The sequence below is a fragment of the Streptomyces sp. NPDC102406 genome (genome assembly GCF_044765725.1).
In the GTDB taxonomy this organism is placed as follows: domain Bacteria; phylum Actinomycetota; class Actinomycetes; order Streptomycetales; family Streptomycetaceae; genus Streptomyces.
This window is the reverse complement of record NZ_JBIWKP010000001.1, coordinates 1,654,979-1,676,367: the sequence shown is the minus strand read 5'-3', so window position 1 is coordinate 1,676,367 and position 21,389 is coordinate 1,654,979. Positions and strand designations below refer to the sequence as shown.

Annotated in this window: 24 protein-coding genes; 13 read left to right on the top strand and 11 right to left on the bottom strand. The window is 72.6% G+C overall.

What is annotated here, in order from left to right:
- Window positions 1-98: 98 nt before the first annotated feature.
- Window positions 99-2,234 (bottom strand): excinuclease ABC subunit UvrB, encoded by a 2,136-nt coding sequence (gene uvrB / locus ACIRF8_RS07675; protein ID WP_404211859.1) that lies wholly within the window; start codon window positions 2,232-2,234, stop codon window positions 99-101.
- A 60-nt stretch (window positions 2,235-2,294) separates the two neighbouring features.
- Window positions 2,295-3,143 carry an MHYT domain-containing protein gene (locus tag ACIRF8_RS07670; protein WP_404211857.1) on the bottom strand — a complete coding sequence of 283 codons (849 nt, stop codon included), beginning with the start codon at window positions 3,141-3,143 and terminating at the stop codon, window positions 2,295-2,297.
- Between the two features lie 273 nt (window positions 3,144-3,416).
- Here ACIRF8_RS07670 and ACIRF8_RS07665 point away from each other — a divergent pair, with 273 nt between their 5' ends.
- From ACIRF8_RS07665 to ACIRF8_RS07655, 3 genes are all read left to right on the top strand, one after another.
- The gene (locus ACIRF8_RS07665) at window positions 3,417-4,292 is read left to right on the top strand and encodes a glycerophosphodiester phosphodiesterase (protein WP_404211855.1); all 876 of its coding nucleotides are present in this window, start codon (window positions 3,417-3,419) and stop codon (window positions 4,290-4,292) included.
- A 50-nt stretch (window positions 4,293-4,342) separates the two neighbouring features.
- Window positions 4,343-4,915, top strand: a complete 573-nt coding sequence (locus tag ACIRF8_RS07660) for a methylated-DNA--[protein]-cysteine S-methyltransferase (RefSeq protein ID WP_404211853.1) — start codon at window positions 4,343-4,345, stop codon at window positions 4,913-4,915.
- A 158-nt stretch (window positions 4,916-5,073) separates the two neighbouring features.
- Window positions 5,074-6,294: an MFS transporter gene (locus ACIRF8_RS07655; RefSeq protein ID WP_404212345.1), complete on the top strand. Its 1,221-nt coding sequence runs from the start codon at window positions 5,074-5,076 to the stop codon at window positions 6,292-6,294.
- Between the two features lie 27 nt (window positions 6,295-6,321).
- Here the strand turns inward: ACIRF8_RS07655 and ACIRF8_RS07650 are convergent, their stop codons facing one another.
- Window positions 6,322-6,699: a cupin domain-containing protein gene (locus ACIRF8_RS07650; RefSeq protein ID WP_404211851.1), complete on the bottom strand. Its 378-nt coding sequence runs from the start codon at window positions 6,697-6,699 to the stop codon at window positions 6,322-6,324.
- Between the two features lie 175 nt (window positions 6,700-6,874).
- Between ACIRF8_RS07650 and ACIRF8_RS07645 the strand changes: the two genes are divergently transcribed.
- Window positions 6,875-7,153, top strand: coding sequence for a GlsB/YeaQ/YmgE family stress response membrane protein (locus ACIRF8_RS07645; RefSeq protein WP_404211849.1), 279 nt, complete (start codon window positions 6,875-6,877; stop codon window positions 7,151-7,153).
- Window positions 7,154-7,322: 169 nt separating this feature from the next.
- Window positions 7,323-8,450: a magnesium and cobalt transport protein CorA gene (locus ACIRF8_RS07640; RefSeq protein WP_404211847.1), complete on the top strand. Its 1,128-nt coding sequence runs from the start codon at window positions 7,323-7,325 to the stop codon at window positions 8,448-8,450.
- 4 nt (window positions 8,451-8,454) lie between these two features.
- Here the strand turns inward: ACIRF8_RS07640 and ACIRF8_RS07635 are convergent, their stop codons facing one another.
- Window positions 8,455-9,123, bottom strand: a complete 669-nt coding sequence (locus ACIRF8_RS07635; RefSeq protein WP_404211846.1) for a uridine kinase — start codon at window positions 9,121-9,123, stop codon at window positions 8,455-8,457.
- A gap of 143 nt (window positions 9,124-9,266) precedes the next feature.
- On the opposite strand from ACIRF8_RS07635, the gene ACIRF8_RS07630 reads away from it, so the two are divergent.
- Window positions 9,267-9,752, top strand: a complete 486-nt coding sequence (locus ACIRF8_RS07630; RefSeq protein WP_404211844.1) for a DUF1772 domain-containing protein — start codon at window positions 9,267-9,269, stop codon at window positions 9,750-9,752.
- Window positions 9,753-9,763: 11 nt separating this feature from the next.
- On the opposite strand, the gene ACIRF8_RS07625 is transcribed toward ACIRF8_RS07630, so the two are convergent.
- Together ACIRF8_RS07625 and ACIRF8_RS07620 are read right to left on the bottom strand one after the other, a co-directional pair.
- A complete protein-coding gene (locus ACIRF8_RS07625) occupies window positions 9,764-10,036 on the bottom strand; it encodes a DUF397 domain-containing protein (RefSeq protein WP_404211842.1) in 273 nt (90 codons plus the stop codon).
- On the bottom strand, window positions 10,037-10,906 hold the full coding sequence (locus tag ACIRF8_RS07620) for a helix-turn-helix domain-containing protein (RefSeq protein ID WP_404211840.1): 870 nt from the start codon (window positions 10,904-10,906) through the stop codon (window positions 10,037-10,039). It abuts the gene before it with no gap.
- Between the two features lie 288 nt (window positions 10,907-11,194).
- On the opposite strand from ACIRF8_RS07620, the gene ACIRF8_RS07615 reads away from it, so the two are divergent.
- Both ACIRF8_RS07615 and ACIRF8_RS07610 read left to right on the top strand, forming a co-directional pair.
- Entirely contained in the window at window positions 11,195-11,677 is a 483-nt protein-coding gene (locus ACIRF8_RS07615; protein ID WP_404211838.1) for an ATP-binding protein, read from the top strand.
- 61 nt (window positions 11,678-11,738) lie between these two features.
- The gene (locus ACIRF8_RS07610) at window positions 11,739-12,179 is read left to right on the top strand and encodes a hypothetical protein (RefSeq protein WP_404212343.1); all 441 of its coding nucleotides are present in this window, start codon (window positions 11,739-11,741) and stop codon (window positions 12,177-12,179) included.
- 15 nt (window positions 12,180-12,194) lie between these two features.
- On the opposite strand, the gene ACIRF8_RS07605 is transcribed toward ACIRF8_RS07610, so the two are convergent.
- From ACIRF8_RS07605 to ACIRF8_RS07595, 3 genes are all read right to left on the bottom strand, one after another.
- Window positions 12,195-12,377, bottom strand: coding sequence for a hypothetical protein (locus tag ACIRF8_RS07605; RefSeq protein WP_404211836.1), 183 nt, complete (start codon window positions 12,375-12,377; stop codon window positions 12,195-12,197).
- Between the two features lie 163 nt (window positions 12,378-12,540).
- Complete coding sequence (locus ACIRF8_RS07600) at window positions 12,541-13,230, bottom strand: DUF899 domain-containing protein (protein WP_404211834.1); 690 nt, start codon at window positions 13,228-13,230, stop codon at window positions 12,541-12,543.
- A 101-nt stretch (window positions 13,231-13,331) separates the two neighbouring features.
- Window positions 13,332-14,708 carry an amidohydrolase gene (locus ACIRF8_RS07595; protein ID WP_404211832.1) on the bottom strand — a complete coding sequence of 459 codons (1,377 nt, stop codon included), beginning with the start codon at window positions 14,706-14,708 and terminating at the stop codon, window positions 13,332-13,334.
- Window positions 14,709-14,977: 269 nt separating this feature from the next.
- On the opposite strand from ACIRF8_RS07595, the gene ACIRF8_RS07590 reads away from it, so the two are divergent.
- The gene (locus ACIRF8_RS07590) at window positions 14,978-15,934 is read left to right on the top strand and encodes an endonuclease/exonuclease/phosphatase family protein (protein ID WP_404211830.1); all 957 of its coding nucleotides are present in this window, start codon (window positions 14,978-14,980) and stop codon (window positions 15,932-15,934) included.
- A gap of 155 nt (window positions 15,935-16,089) precedes the next feature.
- A complete protein-coding gene (locus ACIRF8_RS07585) occupies window positions 16,090-16,932 on the top strand; it encodes a serine protease (protein WP_404211828.1) in 843 nt (280 codons plus the stop codon).
- Window positions 16,933-16,992: 60 nt separating this feature from the next.
- Here the strand turns inward: ACIRF8_RS07585 and ACIRF8_RS07580 are convergent, their stop codons facing one another.
- Window positions 16,993-18,768: an FUSC family protein gene (locus tag ACIRF8_RS07580; RefSeq protein WP_404212341.1), complete on the bottom strand. Its 1,776-nt coding sequence runs from the start codon at window positions 18,766-18,768 to the stop codon at window positions 16,993-16,995.
- Window positions 18,769-18,906: 138 nt separating this feature from the next.
- On the opposite strand from ACIRF8_RS07580, the gene ACIRF8_RS07575 reads away from it, so the two are divergent.
- On the top strand, window positions 18,907-19,434 hold the full coding sequence (locus tag ACIRF8_RS07575; protein WP_404211826.1) for a 2'-5' RNA ligase family protein: 528 nt from the start codon (window positions 18,907-18,909) through the stop codon (window positions 19,432-19,434).
- Here the strand turns inward: ACIRF8_RS07575 and ACIRF8_RS07570 are convergent.
- Window positions 19,410-20,204, bottom strand: a complete 795-nt coding sequence (locus ACIRF8_RS07570; RefSeq protein ID WP_404211824.1) for a nucleotidyltransferase domain-containing protein — start codon at window positions 20,202-20,204, stop codon at window positions 19,410-19,412. The two genes, ACIRF8_RS07575 and ACIRF8_RS07570, sit on opposite strands and share 25 nt — an antisense overlap.
- 41 nt (window positions 20,205-20,245) lie before the next feature.
- Between ACIRF8_RS07570 and ACIRF8_RS07565 the strand changes: the two genes are divergently transcribed.
- Window positions 20,246-20,905, top strand: coding sequence for a GntR family transcriptional regulator (locus ACIRF8_RS07565; protein WP_404211823.1), 660 nt, complete (start codon window positions 20,246-20,248; stop codon window positions 20,903-20,905).
- 60 nt (window positions 20,906-20,965) lie between these two features.
- Complete coding sequence (locus ACIRF8_RS07560; RefSeq protein WP_404211821.1) at window positions 20,966-21,370, top strand: (2Fe-2S) ferredoxin domain-containing protein; 405 nt, start codon at window positions 20,966-20,968, stop codon at window positions 21,368-21,370.
- The last annotated feature ends 19 nt before the right edge of the window (window positions 21,371-21,389 follow it).

Here is a 21,389-nt window from a genome sequence, read left to right as displayed (position 1 = left end):
ACAGACCCTAGGGGGCGGCACCGACAACGCCACCACCTCGGGCGGGGTTTTGTGGCGGTCTTGCGACACACCGCTCCCACCCCGCCCGTCGGCGCGGGTCAGGCGATACCCGCCTCCCGCATCTGGCGCAGCTCCTTCTTCATCTCGGAGACCTCGTCGCGCAGGCGCGCCGCGACCTCGAACTGGAGATCCGCCGCGGCGGCCCGCATCCGCTCGGTCAGCTCCTCGATCTGCTCGGAGAGCTCGGCGGCGGGCCGGTCGGTGACGGCGGTCTCCGCCGCCTTGCCGCGCTTCTTGCGGCCCGTGTCCGCCTTGCCGAGCGAGGGGACGGGAGCCTTGGCGCCCTTTCCGTCCTTGCCGCCCTTGCGGTAGCCGCTGCCGAGCAGCTCCTCGGTGTCGACGTCCTCGCGCGCGATGGACGCCACGATGTCGTTGATCTTCTTGCGGAGCGGCTGCGGGTCGATGCCGTTCGCCTTGTTGTACGCGATCTGCTTCTCGCGGCGGCGGTTGGTCTCGTCGATGGCCTTCTCCATCGCCGGGGTGATCCTGTCGGCGTACATGTGGACCTGGCCCGACACGTTACGAGCCGCGCGGCCGATGGTCTGGATGAGGGAGGTGCCGGAGCGCAGGAAGCCCTCCTTGTCGGCGTCGAGGATGGCGACCAGGGAGACCTCGGGCAGGTCGAGGCCCTCCCGGAGCAGGTTGATGCCGACCAGGACGTCGTACTCGCCGGCGCGCAGCTCGCGCAGCAGCTCGATGCGGCGCAGGGTGTCGACGTCGCTGTGCAGGTAGCGCACGTGGATGCCGAGCTCCAGGAAGTAGTCCGTGAGGTCCTCGGCCATCTTCTTGGTGAGCGTGGTGACCAGGACGCGCTCGTCCTTCTCGGTGCGCGTGCGGATCTCGTGCACCAGGTCGTCGATCTGGCCCTCGGTGGGCTTGACCACCACCTCGGGGTCGATGAGGCCGGTGGGGCGGATGATCTGTTCGACGTAGCCGTCCGAGCGCGCGAGCTCGTAGTTCCCGGGGGTCGCCGACAGATAGACGGTCTGGCCGACGCGCTCCTGGAACTCCTCCCACTTCAGGGGGCGGTTGTCGAGCGCGGACGGCAGCCGGAACCCGTGGTCGACGAGCGTGCGCTTACGGGAGGCGTCGCCCTCGTACATGGCGCCGATCTGCGGCACGGTGACGTGTGACTCGTCGATGACCAGGAGGAAGTCGTCCGGGAAGTAGTCGAGCAGCGTGTTCGGCGGGGAGCCGGGCTCACGGCCGTCGAAGTGCATCGAGTAGTTCTCCACGCCGGAGCAGGAGCCGATCTGGCGGAGCATCTCGATGTCGTACGTGGTGCGCATGCGCAGCCGCTGCGCCTCCAGCATCTTGCCCTGCTTCTCCAGGGTGGCCAGGCGCTCGGTCAGCTCCTTCTCGATGTCGTTGACCGCGCGCTCCAGGCGCTCGGGGCCCGCCACGTAGTGCGAGGCGGGAAAGACGTACAGCGAGTCGTCGTCGCTGATGACCTCGCCGGTGAGCGGGTGCAGCGTGGACAGCGCCTCGATCTCGTCGCCGAACATCTCGATGCGGACCGCGAGCTCCTCGTAGACGGGGAAGATCTCGATGGTGTCGCCGCGCACACGGAAGGTGCCGCGCTGGAACGCCAGGTCGTTGCGCGTGTACTGGATGTCGACGAAGCGGCGCAGGAGCTCGTCCCGGTCGATCTCGGCGCCGACCTTCAGGGGCACCATGCGGTCGACGTACTCCTGCGGCGTACCGAGGCCGTAGATGCAGGAGACGGAAGCGACCACGACGACGTCGCGGCGGGTCAGCAGCGAGTTCGTCGCGGAGTGGCGCAGGCGCTCCACCTCCTCGTTGATCGAGGAGTCCTTCTCGATGTAGGTGTCCGACTGCGGGACGTACGCCTCGGGCTGGTAGTAGTCGTAGTACGAGACGAAGTACTCGACCGCGTTGTTCGGGAGCAGTTCGCGGAACTCGTTGGCCAACTGGGCGGCCAGCGTCTTGTTCGGCGCCATCACCAGGGTGGGGCGCTGGAGCTTCTCGATCATCCACGCCGTGGTGGCGGACTTGCCGGTGCCGGTCGCACCGAGCAGGACGACATCCTTCTCGCCTGCGCGGACGCGCTTGTCCAGCTCGGCGATGGCCGCGGGCTGGTCACCGCTCGGCTGGTAGGGGCTGACGACCTCGAAGGGTGCCACCGTGCGTTCGATCTTGGATACGGGCCGCATGGAATCAACCGTACGACCCCCCACTGACAACCGGCCTCCGGCGGCGCTCCGGGGCCGCCGTCACCAGCCGTGCGGGGCGCCCGGCGGCTGCCGGTCGGGGACGCGGCGGGGGCGCGGGACACCGGCGCGGGAGCGGCCCTCGCGCTCCGCCTCCAGTGCGTCGCGCCAGTCGGGGCGACCCATGACCATCAGCGGGTCGAACATGACGACCACACCGGCCAGGAGCAGGAAGCACAGGGGGCCGATCAGCATGGGGGCGAGAATTCCGGCGGCCGAGTCGCCGCCGGGGGCTCCGGCGACGTCACCGTGCGTGCGGACGCTGACGGCGGCCATCCCCATGTAGTGCATGCCGGAGACGGCGAGCCCCATGATCAGGCTGGCGCCGAGGCTCCACAGGATGCCGCGGACCTGCACGGCCGCCCACAGCGCGGCGGTCGCGGCCACCATGGCGATCACCACGGAGGCCCCGACGACGAACGTGTTGTACTCGATCGTCCCGTGAAGCCGCATTCCGGCCATTCCCAGGTAGTGCATCGTGGCGACGCCCAGACCGGTGATCGTGCCCCCGGTGAACAGGGCGGGGCCGGTCGCGCCCTTGTAGCCGACGATGAAGACGCCGATGCCGACCATGACGACGGCGACGCCGAGGCTCGCGAACGTCAGCGCCCGGTCGTAGTGGATCGGCACGCCCTCGACGCTGAAGCCCATCATCGCGATGAAGTGCATCGTCCAGATGCCCGAGCCGATCGCCGCGGAGCCCAGCGCGAGCCAGCCGGCCCGCCAGGTGTCGGCCACGAGGAGCGACCGGGTGGTGCACCGAAGGCCCAGCGCGCCCCCGAGGCAGGCCATGAAGTACGCCACGATCGGCGTAACCAGCCCATAACTGAAGCCGTCGACCGTCCCCTGCATGTGCCGCAGCCCTTCCGCCTGAGTTCTTGTCCGACTTGTCCTGCTCGTTCCCCTGTCAACGGCCATGGGAACGGCCGCGGTTGAGGCTGTGATTAAAGCGCACACAGGAACGCTCGAACGATTTTCCGGCAAATAAACCGCGGCACTGAAGGCGGGGTGGGCCGCAGTCGGACAAGCACGTTCAACCTATGACCATCCTTCGTCTGTGTTCCATCGCCTTTTGCCTGTCAGTCTCGTCCCGTCCGTGATCTCACCCACGCACGAGGAGCAGACGTGTACGTACGCGCAGCAGCCGCCCTGGCCACGGTGACGGGCTCCGTCGTCATCGGTGTCCTGGTCCTGCCCACCGCCGCGCAGGCCGCGGGACGGCACGACAGACCGGTGATCATCGCCCACCGCGGCGCCTCCGCCTACGCCCCCGAGAACACCCTGGAGGCCGTCGACGAGGCCGACGAGCTGGACGCCGACTGGGTCGAGAACGACGTGCAGCGCACCAAGGACGGCGCCCTCGTCGTCATCCACGACACGACCCTGTCGCGCACCACGAACGTCGAGGAGGTCTTCCCCGGCCGCGCCCCGTGGAACGTGCGCGACTTCACCGCCACGGAGATCGCCAGGCTGGACGCCGGGAGCTGGAAGGGCGCCGAGTTCAAGGGCGAGCGGATCCCGACGCTGCACCAGTACCTGGAGCGCGTCGACGACAACCACCAGAAGCTGCTCATGGAGATCAAGGCGCCCGAGCTGTACCCGGGCATCGAGGACCAGATCCTGCGCCAGCTCCGCAGGGACGGGTGGCTGCGCCACGAGCACGTCAAGCGCCGCCTGATCGTGCAGAGCTTCAGCGCGGACAGCATGCGGACCGTGCACGAGCGGCGCCCGGACATCAAGACCGGCTTCCTCGGCACCCCGGCCGTCGCGGACCTGCCCGCGTACGCGGAGTTCGTCGACCAGATCAACCCGAGCAACACGACGATCTCCGCCGACTACGTCGAGGCGGTCCACGCGCTCAAGGGCCCGCACCGCAAGCGGCTCGAGGTCTTCACGTGGACGGTCAACGACGCCGCGACCGCGCAGCGGGTGGCCGGGTACGGCGTCGACGGGATCATCACCAACGCCCCGGACGTGGTCCGCGAAGCCGTCGACGACTGATCGCGGCGCGGGCCCGGGCGTTGTCAGTGCCCGGCCCTACGGTGGTCGGTATGAATGCCACCGGGCAGAACGAGAGCGCACCCGCCGCAGCGCGGCCGGTCGTCTGGACCGTCGTGAACAGCGCCGTCGGGCCGCTGCTGCTCGCCGCGACGGACGAGGGCCTGGTGGCCGTGGCCTTCCACGCCACCGACCCGGTACGGGACGGGATACTCGCGCGGCTCGGCTCCCGCTTCGGGGCCGGGCCGGTCGAGGCACCGGACGCGCCGCTGCTCGCGGAGGCGCGGCGTCAGCTCGCGGACTACTTCGCCGGGCGGCGGCGCGACTTCGAGCTGCCGCTCGACTGGTCGCTGATCACCGGATTCCACCGGGAGGTGCTGCGCGAGCTGGCGGCCGGCGTGCCCTACGGCGCGGTCGTCGGCTACGGGGAGCTGGCCCGCCGCGTCGGACAGCCCGGGGCGGCGCAGGCCGTGGGCGCGGCGATGGGGTCGAACCCGCTGCCCGTCGTGGTGCCCTGCCACCGGGTGGTGGAGCGCGACGGGGGGATCGGCGGGTTCGGGGGCGGGCTGGAGACCAAGCGGAAACTGCTCGCGCTGGAGGGGGTGCTGCCCGAGCCGCTGTTCTGAGAAGGTCCCGGTACAGGGTGGATCGCGGGGGCGGCGGGGGGTGTCCGGTGGCTGTGGGTGGAGGTCTGTTCGGTCGCTCCCGAGGCGCGTCCGTCAGGACCGGGGCGAGCGGGGAGAGCGGGGAGGCGAAAGAGACCGGGGCGAGCGAGGGCGCGGAGCTGGGCGCCCTTCAGCGGCGTACGCAGAAGGTGCTCGTGGCCTCCCAGATCCTCGGGGGGCTCGGGACGGCGACCGGTATCGCGCTGGCCGCCGTGCTGGCCAAGAAGATCAGCGGGGACGAGGCGCTGTCGGGGCTCGCGTCCACGGCGAGCGTCACCGGGAGCGCCGCCCTGTCGATGCCGCTGGCCGCGCTGATGAACGCGCGGGGGCGACGGGCCGGGCTCGTCCTCGCGTACCTGATCGGAGCGTCGGGCGCCGGCCTGACCGTGGTCGCCGCGAAGGCCGGGAGCTTTCCGCTGCTGCTCCTCGGACTCGCGGGCTTCGGGGCCGCGTCCTCGGCCAACCTCCAGGCCCGGTACGCGGCCGCCGACCTGGCCGCTCCCGACCGGCGGGCCCAAGCCCTCTCCACCGTCGTGTGGGCCACCACCATCGGGGCGGTCCTCGGCCCGAACATCGCGGCGCCCGCGGGCCGCAGCGTCGCCGGGCTCGGCATACCCGCGGAGTCGGGCCCCTTCGTGTGGGCGGCGGCCGTGTTCCTCGTGGCCGCGGCCCTCGTCCACCTGCTGCTGCGCCCCGATCCGCTGCTGGCCGCGCGGGCGCTTGCCCCCGCGGCGGAACGGACGCGCGAGGCGCGGTCGTTGCGCGCCGGGTTCGCCGCCGTCCGCGCGTCGCCGCGCGCCCGGCTGGCACTGGTGACGGTCGCCGTGTCGCACACCGCGATGGTCTCCGTCATGTCGATGACGCCGGTGGACCTCGAACACCACGGCGCGGGCATCGAGTTGATCGGGCTCGTCGTCAGCGGGCACATCGCCGGGATGTACGCGTTCTCGCCGGTGATGGGGCGGCTCGCGGACCGGTACGGACGGCTGACGGTGATCGGGCTGGCGGTGGGGCTGCTCGCGTGCGCGGCGCTGCTCGCCGGGACCGCGGGCGGCAGTCACGCGCGGAGCGCCGCAGGGCTCTTCGTGCTCGGGCTCGGCTGGTCGGCGGGGCTCGTCGCGGGCTCCGCGCTGCTCACCGACTCCGTGCCGGGCGCCGCGCGGGCCGCCGCGCAGGGGCTGTCCGATCTGACGACCAGTCTGTCGGCGGGGATCGGCGGCGCGGCGGCGGGCCTGGTGGTGGCGACGGCGAGTTACGCCTGGCTGAACCTGGCGGCGGCGTGCCTGCTGGTGCCGCTCGGCGCCTTCGCCCTGTTCACCGGGCGCGTACAACGCGCGTGAACGGGACGGGCGTTCGGCGACAGGCTGTCAGCGCTGCGTCAGGTGGTAGGCCTTGCGGAGCGTCTCGTGGACGGTCCACGTCGTGCGGTCGCCCTCCCGGAGCACGCCGACTGTGCCGGGGCCCAGCTCCAGGACGGCGCCGCCCTCGATCTCGACGGTCGCGCGCCCGCTGACGACCACGAACATCTCGTCCGCCTCGGTGTCGGTGACGACGCCGGGCGTGATCTGCCAGACGCCGCGCACCTGGGCGCCGTCGGCCGACTCCCACAACACCGCGCCCGTGACGACCGGGTCGCCCGAGACGATCCGGTCGGGATCGAGCGGTTCGGGCTCCAGTGCCACGTCCGCGACGGGGACGGCGAAGGAAGCGGCGCGGGCGGGGGCGGGCTGATCGTTCGTGGTCATGGCCGGTCACCCTAGGCGCGCGGTACCCCTCCTCCCACTGGACGGCTCGTAGCGTGTCCGCGGCGGTGACTGGACGGCCCGTCGAGGGGAAGACGCGAGGAAAGGACGTCAGGCGGACACACGGTTCGTCCGACATGTGCGGCCATTCATCGACAAGTCCCCAAGGAGGTACGGCGTGGAGATCTCCGGCGTTCTGAGCGCGATCGTGATCGGCATCGTCGTCGGTGTGCTGGGCCGGCTGGCGCTGCCCGGCCGGCAACGTATCGGCATCCTGGCGACGATCCTCGTCGGCGTCGCGGCGGCCCTGCTCGGTTCGGCGGTCGCCGCGGGCTTCGACGTCGCCGACACCAAGGGTGTGGACTGGGTCGAGTGGGTCATCCAGATCGGGCTGGCGGCGCTCGGTATCGCCCTGCTCGACCGCGGCAGCGTCAGCCGCCGTCGGGTACGCCGCTGACCCGTCGGCGGACCCCCTTACGCCTTCCTCGACCTCGCCGGGGCCGGTCCTGCCGCGTTGTCGGTTCCGGCTGGCAGACTGGCCCGGCCAGGTCGCCCGTGCGGAAGGACGCGCGGACCCGCGACCGCCGGGCAGGGGTACGTACGGGAACGGGCGCAAGGAGCCGAGCATGGCGATGGCGGGCAACCTGCGGAAGGTCGGCGGTCTGCGCGGGGTGGACGGACTGCGCCGGGTCGCGCGGCTGGCGCGGCGGCGGCCCCGGGTCGATCTGAGCCACCCGGCGCGCTCCCCGCTCGGCACGGCGGTGGTCAACTGCGTGACGTATCGCGACGGGGTGCGGGAGCGAGGCGGCCGGAACCTCGTCGAGGCGGTGCGGGCGGTGCGCACCTCGGACGACGGGTTCGTCTGGCTGGGTCTGCACGAGCCGTCCGCCCTGGAGTTCGCGGACATCGCCGAGCTGTTCGACCTGCATCCGCTGGCCGTGGAGGACGCGGTCCACGCGCATCAGCGCCCGAAGGTCGAGCGGTACGGGCGGACACTGTTCGCGGTCCTGAAGACGGTCTGCTACGTCGAGCACACGGAGCTGACCGCGACCAGTGAGATCGTCGACACCGGCGAGATCATGGTGTTCCTCGGGCGGGACTTCGTGATCACCGTGCGGCACGGGCGGCACGGTTCGCTCGGGCCCGTGCGGGAGGGTCTGGAGGCGGCCCCCGAGCAGTTGGCCAAGGGACCGGCGGCGGTGCTGCACGCCATCGCGGACGGTGTGGTGGACGACTATCTGACGGTCATCGACGAGGTGCAGTCGGACATCGACGCGGTCGAGGCGGAGGTGTTCGCGCCGCACGGGGCCCGGACCGACCCGGGCCGCATCTACCAGCTCAAGCGCGAACTCCTGGAGCTGAAGCGGGCGGTGGCGCCGCTGTCCCGGCCCATTCTCGAACTGGCCGGGCGTCCGTTCCCCGTCGTGCCGCCCGAGATACAGGCGTACTTCCGTGACGTGTCGGACCATCTGATGCGGGCGGCCGAGCAGATAGCGGCCTTCGACGAACTGCTGAACTCGATCCTCCAGGCCCATCTCGCGCAGGTGACGGTCGCCCAGAACGAGGACATGCGCAAGATCACGGCGTGGGCCGCGATCGTCGCCGTGCCGACGATGGGCTGCGGGATCTACGGGATGAACTTCGACCACATGCCGGAGCTGCACTGGCGCTTCGGCTATCCGCTCATGGTGTCCGTCATCGCCGTGATCTGTGTCGGCGTCTACCGGGGGTTCAAGCGCAACGGCTGGCTGTGAGCCGTCACCGGGCGCCCGGGTCCTCGTCCCGGCGCCCGGTCCAGGCGGGATGCCGCGGATCGTCCGCGCGGACCACGACGTCGGCCAGGTCCGCCGGGCCCGTCTCGGTCTCGTAGCGCTCGAAGGCCGGCAGCGTCCACCGCTCCGCCTCGCCGGTACGCCGCCGCAGGGCGCCCGGGGTCAGGCTCACATGGACCGTCAGGTCGAACGGGAACCAGTGGTTCAGCAGGAAGGGGCCGTGCAGCAAGAGGGCCCCGCCGCGCGGCAGTCGCACGTACGGGCTGCGGGTGGCGCGGTCCGTGGCCGGGTCCCACAGGTCGGGCAGGACACGGCCGGTGCCGCCCGGTTCGAGGGGTCCGAACACCTCGCGCCACAGGGCTCCCGTGTCGAACCAGCCGCTGTAGTACGACTCCGCGTCCTCGTGGCCGAACTCGTAGCGCAGTGAGGCGGGTCGCAGGAAGCCGTCGGCGGCGACCGGCAGCGCGGTGCGACCCCGGACGCGCAGGGCTTCGGCGACGCGGGCCGCGAGGTCGCCCGGGCGGGCGGCCGGGGCCCCGTCGAAGGCGACCTTCGGCCAGGGGCCGCCGTCGGCCGGCTTCAGGTCGAGCAGGCGCTCGGCGAGGGCGTCGCCGAGCCGTTCCCAGGTGATCGGTTCGAGTCGCACCCGGTCCATGATGCAGGGCGGTGACGCGGGCGCCCGGACGGGCATGACTTGCCGTCCGGTGGAAAGCGCTGCCCACGGCCGGGCTTTTGCGGGATGATCCCCTCTCGGACCGCCCGGATTCCGGCGGACGGATTCTGGGGGCGGGGGCGTAAATGATCGAGGGACCGTACTTTGCACTCGTCGTGTGCGGGGCGCTGTGGTGCGGGGTGAGCGCGGGGGTGTTCGTCGCGTTCTCCACGTTCGTGATGCGCGGGCTCGGTGCGCTGCCCGCCGCCCAGGGCATCGCGGCGATGAACGCCGTCAACGTCGCGGCCCTGAACCCGGCCTTCATGGTCGTCTTCCTCGGTGCGGCGGTCCTGTGCGCGGTGATCGCCGTCGTCACGTTCGTGCTGTGGCCCGAGGGCGGCACCGTGGAGCTGCTGCTCGGCTGCGCCCTGTATCTGGCGGGCTCGTTCGGCGTGACGGTCGTGGCGAACATTCCGCGCAACGCGGCCCTCGCCGAGCTGGCCGGTGCCGAGGAGGCCGAGAGCAGCGCCGCGTACTGGCACAGGTATCTCAGCGAGTGGACGCTGTGGAACCACGTCCGGGGCGCCGCCGCCCTGGCGGCCTCGGCCTCGTTCGTCCTGGCTCTCACCTGAGGTGAGGGCCGTCAGGAGAGCAGGAAGTCCGCCGCTCCGGCCTTGGCGCCCTCGATGAAGGCGTTGATCTCGCCGGGGGTGTAGATCAGGGCGGGTCCGTCCGGGTCCGAGGACTGGCGGACCGCGACCCGGCCGTCGGCCAGCTTCATGGCTTCGAGGCAGTTGCCCCCGTTGCCGCCGCTCCACGGCTTGTGCCAGCCCTCGGTGCCGAGTTCGCGCGCGGGCATGCCGTTGTAGATCGGCTCCCCGTCGACGCCTCGTATCCGGTCCTTGATCCGGTCCATTCACAGCTCCTTGCGGAGATCGCGGAGGATCTCCTTTGTGCGTTGTGCCGTCGCGGCGTGCGCCGCCATGCGGTCCATGACCTCCAGGTGAGTGGCCACCTCGGGGCGCGCGTCCAGGTAGACGGCGCCGGTCAGGTACTCGCTGTAGACCATGTCCGGCAGTTCTGACATGGCAAATCGGAACAGGACGAAGGGTCCGTACGTGCCCGGGTGCGGGCCTGCCGCGAACTCCGCGACCTGGAGCGTCACGTTCGGACGCTCCATCACGTCGAGCAGCCGGTCGATCTGGCCGCGCATCACGGCCGCGTCGCCGACGGGACGGCGCAGCGCGGTCTCGTCCATGACCACCCACAGGCGGGGCGCGTCGTCCCGGGTCAGCAGGGCCTGGCGCCGCATGCGCAGGGCGACGTGCCGGTCGACGAGTTCGGGGTCCTCGGCGAGGGCGCGGCCGATGGCCCCGGATCGGAGCACGCCGCGCGCGTAGTCCTCGGTCTGGAGCAGGCCCGGCACGAAGTGCGGCTCGTAGGAGCGGATGAGGGAGGCGGCGCCCTCCAGGCTCACGTACATCGAGAACCAGCCGGGCAGGATGTCGTGGAACCGCTGCCACCAGCCGGGCTTGTTGGCGTCCTCCGCGAGCTGCACGAAGGCGTCGGCCTCTTCCTCCGAGACGCCGTAGGACTTCAGGAGGAGCTGGAGGTAGGGGATCTTGAGTCCGACCTCCGCGGTCTCCATGCGGCGCACCGTCGCGGCGGTCACTCTGAGTACTTTGGCGGCGTCCTCGCGCTTGAGTCCGGCACTCTCGCGCAGGTCCTGGAGGCGTCGGCCCAGGACGACCTGGCCGACCGTCGGCGCGGACCGCGGTTCGCTCACGCCCGTTACCTCCCAGTAGTCAAGAGTCCGAATCGCAGCCGCGGGACAAAGAGCCGAAGAGGTCGTTCACCGGCCGGTTCCCCGCGGCCTACCCCAAGGGGCGCCGCGCGACGAGCTGTTGTCAGCAGTGTGCCATGTCCCCTCAGTGCGGCACACTGCACTCTGCACTTTTCAGAGTGGCTCTTGCCAAGTGTTCACGACGGGGAGATAGTGGCAGGCGTGACTCCGTCCGCGCCTTTAGGAACAGAAGCCGACGAAGCTACGCTCAGTGACCGACCGGGCACCTCAGTGGGGCCCGCGGCACGGCGCAGCAGCTTCGAGCTGGCTCCCCACCCGGGCTCCGCCGCACAGGCCCGGCGCATGACACGTGCCCATCTCACCGGCTGGGGTGCGTGCGAGGACACCTGCGACGCGGCGGCCCTCGTCGTCTCCGAGCTGGTCACGAACGCGATCGTGCACACCGCCAGCAGACGTATCCACTGCGAGCTGCACGAACTGTGCGACGACGCGGGTGAACGCGTGCGGATAGCGGTGCGCGACGAGGGCTGTCTGCCCGGCGAGACCCGCGCCGCGGGGCGCGTCGCACCGGAGGAGGAGCACGGCAGGGGGCTCCTCCTGGTCGCGGCCGTCTCCACCGCGTGGGGCGCGCAGGAGACCGGACCCGGACTGGTCGTCTGGGCGGAGCTGCCCCGGGACGCGCGGGCGGTGCCGGGCCCCGGCCCTGTGCCGGACGCCTCCGGCACCATCGGTGGCAGCGGCTGGACCTGGTGAGCGCCGCCCGCCTCGACCGGGCGGGCGGAGAACGACGACGAGCGTGCTGAGCGGGGAACGGATGGGCGTGGTGACGACGCGGACGATGCGGCTGGACTCGCTGGTCGGGCTCGCCCGGCGACGACATGCCCCGCACCCGGCCGAGCCCGTGCGGCTGAGCGTGCCCGACGGCATGGCCGTGCCGCTGGGCTGCGACGCGGTGGCCGTGCCCGAGCCGTTCGCCCGCGCGATGACGCGGCGGCTGCCGAGGATGGGCTGCGTGTACGCGGACGGGGCGCACTACTGGTGGCTGGTCCCGTCGGACTCCGACGTGTCCCTGGAGTGGCCCGCGCCCGCGCGGTACACGGCGGGGGCCCTGGTGCCGGACGCCGGACGCGCCCCCGACCTGATCCACTGCCCGGACAGCTCGGTGCCCTACACCCCGCCGATCCCCCTGTATCTGGCCCTGTGCCGGGTCACCGGTACGACACCTGCCTGGTCCCGCACCATCGGCGCCTCCTGACGCCGCCCGGCCGGTTCACCCGACGGGCTCCGGGGCCACCGCTCGTACGATCACCAGGAACGCGTCCGACGCCAGGTCCATGACGACCTCCGCCGCCTCGCCCTCCAGGCGACGCAGGCGCGCGAACTCCTCGGCGGGCCAGGAGCCGCGGGGCCCACCGGCCGGGAATCGTTGCAGTACCACTCGTCCGTTGATCATCGCTCGTCCCTGCCCCCGTGATCGTGCCGATGTGCTGGACGCCGGTTCGATCCGGCGTCTCATGAGGGAGAACGCTGACAGGGCGGGTACGGACTCGCAACGTGACGAGAATGACACCCGGTCGGGACGATTTCGGGGCCGTACGGGTCAGTCCGTGACCCGTTCAGTCGGCGTATTCGTCGTGATACCGGATCCGCGCACTGCCCGCGGGCGCGCCGAGGGACGAGGCGCGGCCGGCCGGCCGCTCCCATTCCTCCTGCCGGCCGAGGGCGGTGAGGTCGAGGAGGTTGGTGGTGAACCCGATGTTGTCGAGGCCGCGCGCGAACGTCGAGTAGGTGTGGAAGACGCGCTCCCCGTCCCGCAGGAAGCAGCTCAGCGCGGGGCGTTCCTGCGGGCCCTCGCCGGTCTCGACGGTGGCGCCGAAGTCCTGGTTGAAGTCGCTGAGGTGCGAGGAGTACCAGGGCACCGTCCACCCCATACGGGCCTTGAACGGCAGGATCTTGGTGAACGGGGCGCGGGAGACCGCCGCGAACGCCGTACCGCGGGCACGCAGGTGGGCCAGGTGTCCGATCTGGTCGAGGAAGCCCGAGCAGCTCCGGCAGCCCGCGTCCCAGTCGGGGGCGAACATGAAGTGGTAGACGACGAGTTGGGCCCGCCCCTCGAACAGGTCCAGCAACTCGGCCTTGCCGTCCGGGCCCTCGAAGACGTACAGCTTGTCGATCTCGACCATGGGCAGCTCGCGCCGCCGTGTGTTCAGCGCGTCCCGCGCCCGGGTCGCCGCCTTCTCCAGGGCGAGCAGCTCCTCGCGGGCGGCGCGCCATTCCTCGCGCGTGACCGCTTTCGGCAGCCCCATGGTTCCTCCTCGGGTCGGGTCTCTCGGAGGGATGACCGGGGGCGGGCGCGGAACTCATCGCTGTCCGCGCAAAGTTTCCGGGTGATTTTCCCGGTGGGGTCTCACGGGTCGTACCGCTGGATGCGCCGGCCGTGCGCGCGGTCGACGAGCGCGGGCAGCAGTTCGCCCAACTCCCGTACGACGGCGGGTACGTCGATGGTGGTCAGCCGCCTGTCGCGCATCAGGATCCGGCCGTCCACGACGGTGGTGCGTACGTCGCTGGAGCGGGCGCTGTGCACGAGTGTCGCGGCGAGGTCGTGCACGGGTTGGGTGTGCGGGCCGCCGATATCGACCAGGGCGAGGTCGGCGCGGCGGCCGGGTGCGAGGGAGCCGATGCTCGTGCCGAGTCCGACGGCGCGGGCGCTGTCGAGGGTGGCGTGACGCAGGGCCTGCCGGGCCGTCATCCAGCGGGGGTCCCGTTCGGCCTGCTTCTGCACGAGGGCGGTGAGGGTCATCGCCTCCCACACGTCGAGGGTGTTGTTGGAGGCGGCGCCGTCGGTGGCGAGTCCGACGTGGACGCCGGCGTCGACGAGGCCGCGTACGGGTGTCGTGTCCCAGCCGAATTTGAGATGGCCGCGGGGGGCGCTCGCCACCCCGATCCGGCCGGTGGCGGCGCGCAGCGCGGGCAGGTCGCGGTCGAGGATGCCGGTGCCGTGGGCGATGAGGACGTCGACGTCGAGCAGGCCTGTGCGGCGCAGGGTCTCGATGGGCGTGTGGCCGTGGCGGTCGAGGCAGGCGTCGGTCTGGGCGCGGTTCTCGGCGGCGTGCAGGTGGACCAGGAGACCGTGCCGCGCGGCGAGTTCGGCGGTGGCGGCGAGGTCGGCGTCGTCGACGGTGTAGGGGGCGTGAGGTGCCAGGGAGGTGGTGATGCGGCCGTCGGCGGTGTGGCGGTGCCGGAGTGCGAAGTCGAGGGAGCGTGCGCGCCCCTCGGGGCCCTGGGAGGAGAAGAAGGCTTCGCCGAGGTTGGCCCGCATCCCCGTCACCCGGACGACCCGGGCGACGACGTCCATGGCGAAGTAGTGGTCGGCGAAGCAGGTGACGCCGCCGCGGATCATCTCGGCGCAGGCCAGGAGGGCGCCGAGTTCGATGACGCGGGGGGTCAGGTTCGACTCGATCGGCCAGATCCAGTCGTTGAACCACTCCTGTTCGGGCAGATCCTCCACGAGGCCGCGCAGGGCGACCATCGGGCTGTGCGTATGGCAGTTCACGAGCCCGGGCAGGGCGACGAGCCCCCGCGCGTCGATCCGCTCGGTGCTCGCCAGGCCCGCGACGGCGGCGCTGTCGGTGACGTCGACGAGGATTCCGTCCCGGACGACGAGGGCGGTGTCGGGCCTGAACTGGATCCGGTCGGCGGCCGTCCGGGGGTCGCTCTCGTCCGGGTCGGCGTGCAGCAGGGCGGTGCAGCCGGTGATGATCAGGTCGGCGGGGGCGGCGTCCATGGGGGCACGGTAGCGAGGGCGGCGGCTGCGACGCTCCCTCCCGGGCGGCACCGGGTTCTCCCGGGCGCGGGGCGCGGGACGCGAGGCCCCCGTGGCCGTCGCCGGCTCCCTCGGCCGTGTCCCCGCACTACGCATCCCGGCCCCCGGCTCCCTCCCTCATCCGGCCGACCCGGATCGCTCATCGGGGCCACCCCCTGTCCCCCCGGCGGAGCCGCTGGCACGCTGGCGGCCCCGGCCCCGTCCGGGCCGGCCCGAGGACGGAGCTCGTCATGCTCGTCGGCACCTGGAACCTGGAGAACCTCTACCGTCCCGGAGGGCCGTTCGGGCCCCGCGACGAGGCCGCGTACGAAGCGAAGCTGGCGTCGCTCGCCGCCACCGTGAACCTGCTCAGGCCGACGCTCCTCGGCATCCAGGAGGTCGGCGACCCGGCGGCGCTCGACGATCTCGTGAAGCTGCTCGACGGGCAGTACTTCGTGCGCCTGTCCGAGTTCCCCGACGAGCGCGGCATCCGGGTCGGCGTCCTCAGCGACCTGCCGGTCGGCGTCGTCGCGGACACGCCCGCGTTCCCCGGCGAACTGCGTCCGGTGCAGGTCGACGACAGCGGGCGTACGACGCGACGGGCGGGCCGGGGCATGCTCGCCGTCGAGTTCTCGACGCGGGTGACCTGGCTGACGGTCGCCGTGTGCCACCTCAAGTCGAAGCTGCTGAGCTACCCCGGCGGCCGGTTCGTGCCGCGCGACGAGGGCGAGCGGGCGCGTTACGCCGCTTACGCGCTCCAGCGCCGGGCGGCGGAGGCCACGGCTCTGCGCGCCCTGGCGGACACCCTCATCGGCGACGACGGCCGGCACGAACGGCTCGCCGTGCTCGGCGACCTCAACGACGAGGTGCACGCCGCCACCACCCAGATCACGCAGGGACCGCCCGGCTCCGAGATCGGCACCCCGGGCTTCGACCGCCCGGACCAGGGCGACGCGAAGCGCCTGTGGAACATCGCGCCGCTCATCCCCGAGGGGCAGCGGTACTCGCGCGTCCACGCGGGCCGCCGCGAGCTGATCGACCACGTCTTCGTCACGCGGGAGATGATCGGCCGCATCACCCGCGCGGGCACGGGGGTGCCGCTGGACGCGGCGACGCGGACGCTGCCGTCGGTCGGCGAGGACCCGGCCCCGCGGCGGGACGCGCCGGGCTCGGACCACGCGCCGGTGTGGATCGCGCTGACCCGCTGAGGCCCGGGGCGAAGGCGCCCCTATGTCGTTCAGTCACCCGTTCGCTGAGAAGGCACTGTTGTCCGCTGAGCCGTACGCCATCACAATGCTCATGCCAAACATGGCGCACGTCCCACCCGGTGCACCACTCTCAGCACGGGAGAGGAACCCCCCACATGAAGAAGTCCCTCGTCGGCGCGGTACTCGGCGTCCTGCTCTGCGGCGCCACGGCCGTCCCCGCCACGGCACTCGACAGCGCCGATCCGTCGGCGACGCCCCGCGTCCAGGCCGTGAACTTCGCCGGAACGGTCGCGCTCAGCAACTGTTCCGGCTCCGTCGTCCGCGTACCGAACTCGCAGCCGACGGACCCGGCCCTCGTCATGTCCAACGGCCACTGCCTGGAGACCGGCTTCCCCGGCCCCGGCCAGGTGGTCGTCGACCGGCCCTCCACCCGCACCTTCAGCCTGCTCAACGCGGCCGGCAGCAAGGTCGCGACCCTGCGGGCGAGCAAGATCGCATACGGGACCATGACCGACACGGACGTCTCGCTCTACGAACTCACCAGCACCTACCAGAAGATCGAGAGCTCCTACGGCATCAAGGCGCTGGAGCTGTCGGCGGCCCGCCCGGCGCAGTCCACGGCGATCAGCGTGGTCTCCGGCTACTGGAAGCGGATCTACAACTGCTCGATCGACGGGTTCGCGTACCGGCTGAAGGAGGGCGCGTGGACCTGGAAGGACTCGGTCCGCTACACCTCCGCCTGCCAGACCATCGGCGGCACCTCGGGCTCCCCGGTGCTCGACCGGGCGACGGGCAAGGTCGTCGCGGTCAACAACACCGGTAACGAGGACGGGGAGCGGTGCACGGACAACAATCCGTGCGAGGTGGACCAGAACGGGACCGTGACGGTGCGCCAGGGCATCAACTACGCGCAGCAGACGTACGGGATCGTGCCGTGCGTCGGTATCGGCAACAAGATCGACCTGTCGGCGGCGGGCTGCACCCTGCCCAAGCCGTAAGCCCGTGAGGGGCGCGGGGAACGATGCCACCGGCCATGCATCCTCGCGCCCCTCCCGGCGCTAAGCCGCCAGTTCCGCCAGCAACCCCCCGATCCGCTCGGCGTCCCCCGGAGCCACCCGCCCGGTGTCGTCCACCCGCACCGCGCAGGCGGTGGTCGCGTCGACCAGCCGTTCGAGCACGACGGTGACCTGCCGGGAGCCGTCCGAGTGCCGCGCGAGGACGGGCAGTTCGGCCGCGGCCAGCTCCACGGCGGCCCGCGCCTCGGCCAGCGTCCGGTACGCCTCCCGTCGCAGCGCCCACCGGCCCACCCGGTCCGCGTCCTCGCTCAGCACGTGCCGTACGTAGAGCTGGGCGGCCTCGCGCGCGGCGGCGAGCCGCACCCGTACCCCGCCGCCGTGGTGCGCGCCCGGCCATGGGAGGTGCCCGGCCACGAGCACGAGGGCGCAGGCGAGCAGCGTCTCGGTGATGCGGCTCCAGGAGGCGCCGGGCTCACCGCCGACCATCACGAGGGCCAGGACGAGCACGGTGACGACGGCGGTCTGCGCGGCGAAGTGCCGCGTGGCGACGGGGATCAGCGCCCCGCACACGGCCACCAGCGCGATCAGGCCGAAGGGCTGGGGCAGCAGCGCGGCGAGCCCGGCGAAGAGCAGCGCCCCCCCGACCGTCCCGGCGGCGCGGCACAGGACGCGGGAGGCCAGCGGTCCGAGGTCGGGTTTGACGAGGAAGGCGGCGGTGGCGGGCAGCCAGTACCAGTGCACGGGCTGCAAGGCCTGCGCGACGGCGGCACCGGCCCCGAAGGAGAGCCCGACGCGCGACCCGTACTCGCGCCCGGCCGGGCCCGCCATCCTGCGCAGAGCAGCCGCCGGTGAGGTGCGGCGACGGATGCTCCGGCGGGCCGGCCCCTCGCTCCAGCGCCCCCGGTCGAACGTCTCGGCGGCCCGCAGCAGCGCCTCGTCGAGCGCCCGGAGCCCCGCGTCGCAGCGGGCCGGGGCGGGCAGCGCCCCGACCGGCGCCCCCGTCCGCACGGCGGTCGCCAGCCGCTGCGGCCCCTCGGTGGCCCGCCCCGGCACGGGACGCCCGGCCCAGGCCAGCGCGGTGGCGGCCTCGGCGAGCGGCAGCGCCGCCGTGTACTGGGCCCGCAGCCGCCGTGTCCCGGCCGGGCGCCCGCGCAAGGCGTCCTGGGCATGGTCGAGAGCGGCGGTGAGTGCGGCGCGGCGCGCCCTGGCGTCGGGCCCGCCCGTGGCGTCGAGCAGCGCGGCGACGGCGTCGTAGACCTGGGCGACGGCGGCGCGTTCCCCGTCGTACAGATAACCGAGGCGCTGTCCGCGCACGGGTGAGGGCAGCGCGATCCGCAGCACGATCAGCCAGGTGGCGCCCGCGGCGAACAGGGCCGCCCGCTGCCATCCCGCCTCGGGCAGCGGCATCCCCGCTCCCACGGCGGTCGTCACGAGGAGCTGGGTCCCGGCGGCGGAGGCGACCGGGCCGACGGCGCTCAGCGCCCCGCCCAGGAGCCCGAGCCCGGCGAAGACGCCGACCAGCGTGAACCCGCTCCCGGCGAGGCAGCTCCCGAGCGTCATGCCGAGGGCTCCGGCGAGCGCGGGCCCGCCGAGGCGGGACACGGCGGCGCGTCGGGTGCCGGGCCGGTCGTTGACCCCGGCGAGCATGGCGCCGAGGGCGAGCAGCACGCCGCTGGAGGGCCGCCCCGCGAGGACGGCGAGCAGCAGCAGCGGTCCGGCGGCGAGGGCCCCGCGCACGACGGCCGGCCACGGCACGGGGGCGCGCTGGGCGCGCAGGGCGTGGCCGAGCCAGGGCGGGAGGGTGTGCGGGCGGATCATGAGGGTGCGCAGACTCCTGTCGTACGGGGACGCGGTGGCGCCGGACGACATCGGCCAGCGGGGAACTGGTTCCTCCACGGTAAGGGGCGTGACTGAAGGGGCGGAAACGGGTGTGTTTCCGCAATGTGACACTTGGCCGTGCCTTCTCCTCCTGTGACCACCGGCTGGCCCGACCTGCCGGGCGACACTGCCCTGACGGTCCACGTCCCCGAGGCGGACGCGCTGGTCCGCACGGGGTCGCGTGCCCATGTGACGGTGCTCTATCCCTTCCTCCCGGTGGCGCGCGTCACCGGTGCGACCGAGACGGCCCTGCGGGCGGCCGTCGCGGCGGTGCCGCCCTTCACCTGCACCTTCGCCGAGATGCGCCGCTGGCCGGGGGTGCTCTACCTGACCCCCTCCCCCGCCGACCCGTTCCGCGCCCTGCTCGCGTCGCTGCGCGAACGCTGGCCCGAGGCGGTCCCGTACCGGGGCGTCTTCGGGGACGAGGGCCTCGACCCGCATCTGACCCTGGCGAGCGGGGAGGGCACGGACGACCTCCCGTCGGCCGCGTTCGAGCGGCGTCTGCCGCTGCGCGCGGAGATCCGCTCGGTCCGGCTGATCGTCACGGACGGCCCCGGCACGGGCTGGCGCGACGCCGCGGACTACCCGCTGACGGGACCCGGCTGACGGGCGGTGCGCACGGCTTCCGCCAGCAACTCGCGCGCCCGGTCGACCAGTTCGCCGAGCCCGAGTGCGGTGTCGGCGAGGAGCGCGTCGATGCCGCGCAGACCGGCCCGCGCCAGCAGCCGCTTCTCGTTGGTCACCCATTCCCCGCGGGCGGCGAGCACGGCGTGCCCCGCTTGCGTCGCGGCGACGGCGACGGCCCCGACGACCTCGGTACGCCCGCCCAGCGGCACGTTGCCCGCGCGGGCGTGGTGCAGGGTCAGGCCGGCGCGGCCCCACCACTCCTCGGGGGCTGTCTCGCGCAGGGCGGCGGGATACCCGTCGGGCCGGGGCGCCTCCCCCCTCAGTACGCGGTTGACGGCCAGCTCGGCGACGACGAGGTACGACGGGATGCCCGCGAGGTGGAAGAGCAGCGGCTCGATCCGGAACCGCCCGGCCTCGGCCTCGCGCAGCTCGTGCTCGACGCTGTCGAGATCCCGGTAGTGCACGTCGACGCGGCGCCCGTCGACATCGAGCCACGCCCCGCCGTTGAAGACTCCGCCGCCCCACCCGCCGATCTCGGACACCTCACCGTCCCACCCGGCCGCGCGCAGATGCCGCGGCTCGAAGAGTCCCTCGCTCCCCCGGTAGTAGACGGCCGTGTCCCAGTCGCTCGCCTCACTGTGCGTCCCCTGCGCCCGCGACCCCCCGAGGCTGACGGCGCGGACGCCGGGGAGGGCGGCGAGACGGTCGGCGAGGTGGTCGAGGAAGGCGGTGTCGGTGAGGTGGGGCATACCGTCACGCTACCGGCCGCCGCGTCGGCGAAGATGGTGCCATGACAACGGTCGAACCCCTCGGCGCCGTGCGCGAACGCGTGCTCGCCACGTTGCGGCAGGACATCATCGGCGGTCGCCTGCGCCCGGGCGACCGTCTGGTCGAGCGGGAGGTCGCCGAGCGGTTCGGGGTGTCGCGGGTTCCGGCGCGCGAGGCGATCAGGGCGCTGCTCGCCGAGGGGTTCGTGACGTTCGAGACGCCGCGCAGGGCCGTGGTGCGCACCCTGACCCGTACCGACGTCACCGAACTCTACGAACTGCGTGAGGCGCTGGAGGTCTACGCGGCCGGGCTCGCCGCCGAGCGGGCGGAGCGGGGCGATCTGGAGCGGCTCGCGGAGTTGTTGGAGCAGGCGGCGCGGGCCACGCGCGAGGGCGACGACGAGACGATCGCCGACATCAACAGCCGCTTCCACGACCGGCTCCTGGCCACGGCGGGCAACGGGTTGCTGACCGGCGTGATGCAGCCGGTCGACGGCCGTCTGCGCTGGCTGACCCGGCGCAACGAGGCGTGGTCCCAACAGCTCGACGAGCACCGGCAGTTGTACGACGCCGTGGCCGCCGGTGACCCGGAGCGGGCGCGGGCCGTGGCGTTGGGGCACGTACGCACCAACTACCGTTCCACCGTGCGCCACCTCTTCGGTGACGACGCCGCAGCGAACTGACACCGGGCACCCGCCCCAGCAGAAGCAGCAAAAAGCCGCAAGAAAGCAGCCAGGAGTATCGTGCCCACCCTCATAGGCGCCGCCCGCACCCGCCCCTGCACCCTCGTCGTGTGCCGGGGCTGTTGCTGCGGTGACGCCCGCAAGTACCCCGGATACGACCACGCGTGGCAGTTGGAGCGGATGCGGGCCGCCGCCGCCGCGTCCGGGGGGCGGTTCGCGGTGCGGGTCAGCGACTGTCTCGGGCCGTGCGACCAGGCCAACGTGGTCGTGGTGCAGCCGTCGGGGCAGGGGCGTGCCCGGGGTGGCCGGGCCGCCTGGATCGGCTGGTCCCTGGGGGACGACGCGACCGACGAGATCCTGGCGTGGGCCGAGGCGGGAGGCCCGGGGGTGGCACCCGCGCCCGCCGCCCTGGAGTTGCAGTTCATCGAGGCGCAGGGCGAGCGCGTCAGGCGTCGCCGGGGCTGAGCCGCCGGGCGGCGGGGGC

Bases quoted from the DNA above. Each gene is read 5' to 3' on its own strand.
- ACIRF8_RS07660 (WP_404211853.1), top strand. From the start codon at position 4,343: ATGAATGCCACCGGGCAGAACGAGAGCGCACCCGCCGCAGCGCGGCCG.
- ACIRF8_RS07595 (WP_404211832.1), bottom strand. From the start codon at position 14,708: ATGGACGCCGCCCCCGCCGACCTGATCATCACCGGCTGCACCGCCCTG.
- ACIRF8_RS07650 (WP_404211851.1), bottom strand. From the start codon at position 6,699: ATGACCACGAACGATCAGCCCGCCCCCGCCCGCGCCGCTTCCTTCGCC.
- ACIRF8_RS07610 (WP_404212343.1), top strand. From the start codon at position 11,739: ATGGGCGTGGTGACGACGCGGACGATGCGGCTGGACTCGCTGGTCGGG.
- ACIRF8_RS07590 (WP_404211830.1), top strand. From the start codon at position 14,978: ATGCTCGTCGGCACCTGGAACCTGGAGAACCTCTACCGTCCCGGAGGG.
- ACIRF8_RS07670 (WP_404211857.1), bottom strand. From the start codon at position 3,143: ATGCAGGGGACGGTCGACGGCTTCAGTTATGGGCTGGTTACGCCGATC.
- ACIRF8_RS07585 (WP_404211828.1), top strand. From the start codon at position 16,090: ATGAAGAAGTCCCTCGTCGGCGCGGTACTCGGCGTCCTGCTCTGCGGC.
- ACIRF8_RS07605 (WP_404211836.1), bottom strand. From the start codon at position 12,377: ATGATCAACGGACGAGTGGTACTGCAACGATTCCCGGCCGGTGGGCCC.
- uvrB (WP_404211859.1), bottom strand. From the start codon at position 2,234: ATGCGGCCCGTATCCAAGATCGAACGCACGGTGGCACCCTTCGAGGTC.
- ACIRF8_RS07600 (WP_404211834.1), bottom strand. From the start codon at position 13,230: ATGGGGCTGCCGAAAGCGGTCACGCGCGAGGAATGGCGCGCCGCCCGC.
- ACIRF8_RS07580 (WP_404212341.1), bottom strand. From the start codon at position 18,768: ATGATCCGCCCGCACACCCTCCCGCCCTGGCTCGGCCACGCCCTGCGC.
- ACIRF8_RS07635 (WP_404211846.1), bottom strand. From the start codon at position 9,123: ATGGACCGGGTGCGACTCGAACCGATCACCTGGGAACGGCTCGGCGAC.
- ACIRF8_RS07625 (WP_404211842.1), bottom strand. From the start codon at position 10,036: ATGGACCGGATCAAGGACCGGATACGAGGCGTCGACGGGGAGCCGATC.
- ACIRF8_RS07640 (WP_404211847.1), top strand. From the start codon at position 7,323: ATGGCGATGGCGGGCAACCTGCGGAAGGTCGGCGGTCTGCGCGGGGTG.
- ACIRF8_RS07570 (WP_404211824.1), bottom strand. From the start codon at position 20,204: ATGCCCCACCTCACCGACACCGCCTTCCTCGACCACCTCGCCGACCGT.
- ACIRF8_RS07630 (WP_404211844.1), top strand. From the start codon at position 9,267: ATGATCGAGGGACCGTACTTTGCACTCGTCGTGTGCGGGGCGCTGTGG.
- ACIRF8_RS07565 (WP_404211823.1), top strand. From the start codon at position 20,246: ATGACAACGGTCGAACCCCTCGGCGCCGTGCGCGAACGCGTGCTCGCC.